Source organism: Scytonema hankhaensis NUACC26, from assembly GCF_045865695.1.
Taxonomy (GTDB): domain Bacteria; phylum Cyanobacteriota; class Cyanobacteriia; order Cyanobacteriales; family Nostocaceae; genus Scytonema.
In genome coordinates this window covers 1-4,906 of record NZ_BAACAP010000034.1, presented here as the reverse complement: position 1 = coordinate 4,906, position 4,906 = coordinate 1, and the positions used below count along the sequence as shown (strand labels likewise).

Here is a 4,906-nt window from a genome sequence, read left to right as displayed (position 1 = left end):
GGTGCTGAAATTGTTTGTGCTGCTAAATGCTGTCTAAGGGTGTATAACAATTCTAACGTTGCTTGACGAAACGGATGGGTGACGGGTAACGCCTCTAATTCATCAATGGCTTGCCTTTGCACTGTGCCTCTTCCTAACATTCTTAACCACAGTGTTTCTTGAGTGGGTGGGAGTTGATGAATCACAACGATCGCCATCCGATAAGTTTCCGGGGTAAAGTACACTCCTGTTGTCCAATCATCAGCGCTATTTGCGCCAAATCCCCTGAGCAGGTCAAGTGAAGCTGTCGGTGTGAGTATCCAAAGTTTGGGAAGAGCTGAGTTTTGGGTAGAGGCTCTGTTGCGCTTGGCTTCACGTCGCAATTCGCCGCGAACTTGTAAAAGTTTCAGCAGACAATCACAAATTTCTTCGGCGGGTGCGGCATTGCGAAATGGTTCTAAGATAGCTGGGATAGCAGCGATTCTACCCAACAATCCTAAAGTTTCTAATTGCGTTGTATTTGGTGAAGGTGCAAAGAAAAGATCGATTTCTCTAACTTCTGAGGAGACCCGTTTTGGAGATTGTACTTCTCCATAGGGTTGAAGGAGTTTTTCAAGATAATCCTTGGCAAATTGGTCATGGAGAAAGCGGGTCATGTTGTTAGATGATAAACGTGTTTTTCCGAGTGTGAGTACAGCTTATTTCTCACTAGTAAGTTTTCAAGTTCGTGAAGAAGTCTTCATCGTAGTTAGACCCGAACTTTTTTCCTAGTTTAGGATGACTGTACGAGCACTTGAGGAAGTTATTCGTCAGATTCTATCTGGTTTTGACAACATGATTTCTCCTGAAAGTTATGAGAATTATAAATAGTTGAGTTGAGAGAAAAATCTGGCAATTATGAATGAGAGGTTGCTCTCATCGGGAAATCTGTTGATTTTCTTCACAGTTGATTAGCTGCTCAAATAACTAAAAAACCGGGGAGAGTAGAAATTAAGAACGATAAGTTCAAGATTGCTACTCCTAGTTCTAAAATTTTTATGAAAATTCTTCCTCTAATTTGCTAAGTACATCTGCTAAATCTCTTACTCCATGAAATACCCGAAGAATCTCAACAGTCGCATCTTGAATACGGTAGAAAATTAGATAACCCTTAAAATCTTTGATGCGCCATTGTCTGATTTCCCCCAATCTTGAAACCACCAATTGCGTTACTTTCCCCATCCCAGGAGTCTTTGCCAATTGAGCAAACGTCACTTCTGCAGCACTTAAGAATTTAACTACTACGTCCGCATTACCATTCACCAAGTGGAAATTAACAGTGATGAGTTTGCGATACGGCAGTATAGCCGTTAAGCTTCGCTTATCGCAACTCCTACCCAATTCCAAATACAATGACAGAATCAGTAGAATTGATAACTGGTCAGGTGGTCACTGGTTACTGGTCACTGCCAAAGCGGGCGATTAAATCCTGGCGTGATAACTGCAAGAGTAATGGTGTGAATTCTTCTGGTGGTAAAGTCAGGATTGAGTCAATAATTGTGGCAAGTTCCGCATCAAGAGTCCCAAAACGAACTTTTAGCAAGCTTTCTACTACTTGCCTTCTTTCTTCAACTCGTCCTTTAAGCTCTCCTTCTTGCTTGGCTAGTTCGCGGTCTTGCTGGTAAAGTGGTGCTAATCTCATAATCAACTCCCGGTCTTCTGGTTCTGATATTGTTTGTGCTGCTAAGTTCTGTCTGAGGGTATATAACAATTCTAACGTTGCCTGACGAAATGGATGAGTTACGGGCAATGCCTCTAATTCATTAATCGCTTGCCTTTGCACTCTGCCTCTTCCCAACATTCTCAACCATAATGTTTCTTGGGTGAGGGGAAGTTGATGAATCACAACAATCGCCATTCTATAAGTTTTGGGTGTGAAGTAGACTCCATCAATCCAATCATGGGCTGGAGTTGCACCAAATCCCATGAGTAAGTCGCGTGAAGCTGTGGGTGTGAGTACCCAAAGTTTGGGAATGGCTGAGTTGCGAGTCGAGGCGTTATTTCGTTTGGCTTCGCGTCGCAATTCGCCACGCACTTGAAAAAGTTTCAGCAGACAATCACAAATTTCTTCTGCGGGTGCGGCATTACGAAACGGTTCTATGATAGCTGGTATAGCAGCGATTCTACCCAATAGTCCTAGAGTTTCTAATTGTGTTGCATTTGGTGTGGGTGCAAACAGAAGATCGATTTCTCTGATTTCTGAGGAGACTTTTTTTGAAGGTTTGACTTCTCCATAGGGTTGTAGGAGTTTTTCGAGATAATCTTTGGCAAATTGGTCATGGAGAAATCGAGTCATATTATCAGATGATAAGTGTATTTTTCCACAGTGGGAGTGCAGGCTCATCAGTAGGAACTTGATGTTTGTGAGGCGGTCTTCGTCATCGTAGTCAGATCTGAATTTTTTCCTAGTTGAGTCAGACTGTAGAAGCACTCTTGAAAGTTATTCGTCAGATTTTATCGGATTTTGATAACAGAATTTCTTCTCAAAGTTATGAGAATTCTAAATATTTGAGTTGAGAGAAAAATCTGATAGTTATGAATGAGAGATTTCTTGAAGCAGAAAATCTATTAAATTGATGAACAGTTGAGAGATGATTTATAAATTAAATAAAAAGAAAAGTGTAGGTTGGGTTGAGGTACGAAACCCAACAATTGCATCAAATTATTGCGTGTCACTTCGTTCTACCCAACCCAAACAATACATTTGGTGATTTAAGATTGACTTTAATAAATGACTTCTGATTGACTACTCAAATAATCCAAAAAATCAGGTGGAGTGAAATCAAGAGCGAGAAGTTTGCGATACGGCAGTATAGCCGTTAAGCTTCGCTTATCGCAACTCCTACCCAATTTTAAATCCAATTATAGAATAAGTAGAATTGGTTACTGGTCAGGTGGTCACTGCTGAAGCAAGCAATTAAGTCCTGACGCGATCGCTGCACGAGTAATGATGTGGATTCTTTTGATGGTAAAGTCAAGATTGATGCCATGTTATTCTCAAGCAACTCTCGGGAATTATATATGTGTACTACCTAAAATTGATGACTTCGTTAGGTATAAACCAAAACCTCAGAGGCTGTTATGAAAATAATTCAAACTCTCGCTCGTTACTTTCCAGATAAGTGTGGAGGTATTCAAGTTAACTTAAGTGAGTTAATACCACAGTTACAATTACAGGGACTTGAAATCAAGATAGCTGCCGCCAAAGTAGGAACTCATCAAGAAGATAGCTATAAGTATGAAGGAATAGAAGTTTATCGTTATCCAGTATTTCCTAAACCAAAATCACAACCAAATCACGGACAATTTCCACATAAAGGCTTTGAGTACTTTGCTAGGTGGCTAACGAGTCAAAACGCAGATATATATCATCAGCATCATTGGGAAGTTCTTTGCGGTTTACCTCATTTGCAACTTGCAAAAAAACTAGGCATGGCAACATTAGTGACAATTCACTATCCTTTGCCTATTTGTCAGCGTATTACTTTAATGCTAAACGGACAAGAGGCTTGTGATGGAAAAATTGACGTAGCACGTTGTAGCTACTGCTGTGATAGTTTGAGCAAAAATTTACCACAACCAATGGTAAGAATTTTGAGTCAAATGCCCATGCCAGTTATTAGTCGTTTAACATTACCGGAAAGTGCATATATTCCTGCTTCATTTGATAATAAATCTCTAGGTAGTATTATTCGCCCTTTTGTAGTGCCTGGTTATGTTGCTGCTCGTCAAAATAGTCTACAAGAAATGGCAAGATATGCCGATCGCATTGTGGTTGTATGTGATTGGCTTTATCAAGCTTTATTAATCAATGGAATTCCTAAAGACAAACTTATTCTTTGTCGTTATGGAATTTCATATTTTACAGTAGAAAAATTTTATAACAATCGAGATATTTCTTCAAAAGACAATGTGAAAACCAAGCCTTTAAGAGTGGCTTTTCTTGGTCGTTGGGATGATTCCAAAGGTATTGATATATTAGTAAAAGCTGTAAAAAATTTACCTACTCACATCAAAATAGAATTAGTCATTCATGGAATAGTACAAGATGAAAAATATCGTAAAACAATCTTAAACTTAATTGCTGAAGATTCCCGAATTTGTATCGATAGACAACTTAGCAGAGAAGAATTACCAACTGTGCTTACAAACTATGATTTACTAGCTGTTCCCTCTCAATGGCTCGAAACTGGACCATTGGTGGTGCTAGAAGCTCATGCTTGTGGTGTGCCTGTCATTGGTTCTAATTTGGGTGGGATTGCCGAACTTGTCAAGCATGGTGTGGATGGATGGCTGGTTCGAGCTAACGACGTTCAGGCTTGGACTGAAGCACTTTTACAACTTTCTACAAATCAAGACTTACTAAACAAACTACGAGAAGGAATTAAGCCTGTTCGCAGTGTTAAGATGCAAGCTCAACAGGTAGCAGAAATTTATAGTAACCTAATAAGCAGTAGAATCAGTACTTCTTCACTAGGGTAGGGAAATCCGAATAAAATACAGAGGCAATCCTTACCTAAAAAGACGGAGAATCGCTGAAAATAAATTTTCAGAGTAAATTACATAACTTAGCAGACCGACAGCCATGCTGGAACAAGGTACCATAAGTATTCATACCGAGAATATTTTCCCAATAATCAAGAAATCCCTTTACTCAGACCACGAAATCTTCTTGCGGGAATTGGTTTCCAATGCTGTAGATGCCATTCAAAAGCTGAAGATGGTATCCCGTGCAGGGGAGTATTCCGGGGAGATTGGCGAACCGGAGATTCAAATTGCCGTAGACAAGGACAAAAAAACCTTATCTATCACCGATAACGGTATCGGGATGACAGCTGAGGAAGTTAAGAAGTACATTAACCAAGTTGCTTTCTCTAGTGCTGAGGAG

Annotated in this window: 6 protein-coding genes; 2 read left to right on the top strand and 4 right to left on the bottom strand. The window is 39.8% G+C overall.

Going from position 1 to position 4,906, the window contains the following annotated elements:
• From ACKTT2_RS00620 to ACKTT2_RS00605, 4 genes are all read right to left on the bottom strand, one after another.
• Positions 1-635 (bottom strand): hypothetical protein (locus ACKTT2_RS00620; RefSeq protein WP_407882931.1); only part of this gene is annotated, 635 nt, incomplete at its 3' end.
• 379 nt (positions 636-1,014) lie between these two features.
• A complete protein-coding gene (locus ACKTT2_RS00615) occupies positions 1,015-1,371 on the bottom strand; it encodes a type II toxin-antitoxin system RelE/ParE family toxin (protein ID WP_407882929.1) in 357 nt (118 codons plus the stop codon).
• A 43-nt stretch (positions 1,372-1,414) separates the two neighbouring features.
• Entirely contained in the window at positions 1,415-2,314 is a 900-nt protein-coding gene (locus ACKTT2_RS00610) for a hypothetical protein (protein ID WP_407882927.1), read from the bottom strand.
• A gap of 556 nt (positions 2,315-2,870) precedes the next feature.
• Positions 2,871-3,008, bottom strand: coding sequence for a hypothetical protein (locus ACKTT2_RS00605; protein WP_407882925.1), 138 nt, complete (start codon positions 3,006-3,008; stop codon positions 2,871-2,873).
• A 91-nt stretch (positions 3,009-3,099) separates the two neighbouring features.
• Between ACKTT2_RS00605 and ACKTT2_RS00600 the strand changes: the two genes are divergently transcribed.
• Positions 3,100-4,500, top strand: coding sequence for a glycosyltransferase (locus tag ACKTT2_RS00600; RefSeq protein WP_407882923.1), 1,401 nt, complete (start codon positions 3,100-3,102; stop codon positions 4,498-4,500).
• Between the two features lie 103 nt (positions 4,501-4,603).
• On the top strand, positions 4,604-4,906 hold a 303-nt coding region (locus tag ACKTT2_RS00595), incomplete at its 3' end, for an ATP-binding protein (RefSeq protein WP_407882921.1).

Coding starts and splice junctions, on each gene's coding strand:
- ACKTT2_RS00600 (WP_407882923.1), top strand. CDS start 3,100: ATGAAAATAATTCAAACTCTCGCTCGTTACTTTCCAGATAAGTGTGGA.
- ACKTT2_RS00605 (WP_407882925.1), bottom strand. CDS start 3,008: ATGGCATCAATCTTGACTTTACCATCAAAAGAATCCACATCATTACTC.
- ACKTT2_RS00610 (WP_407882927.1), bottom strand. CDS start 2,314: ATGACTCGATTTCTCCATGACCAATTTGCCAAAGATTATCTCGAAAAA.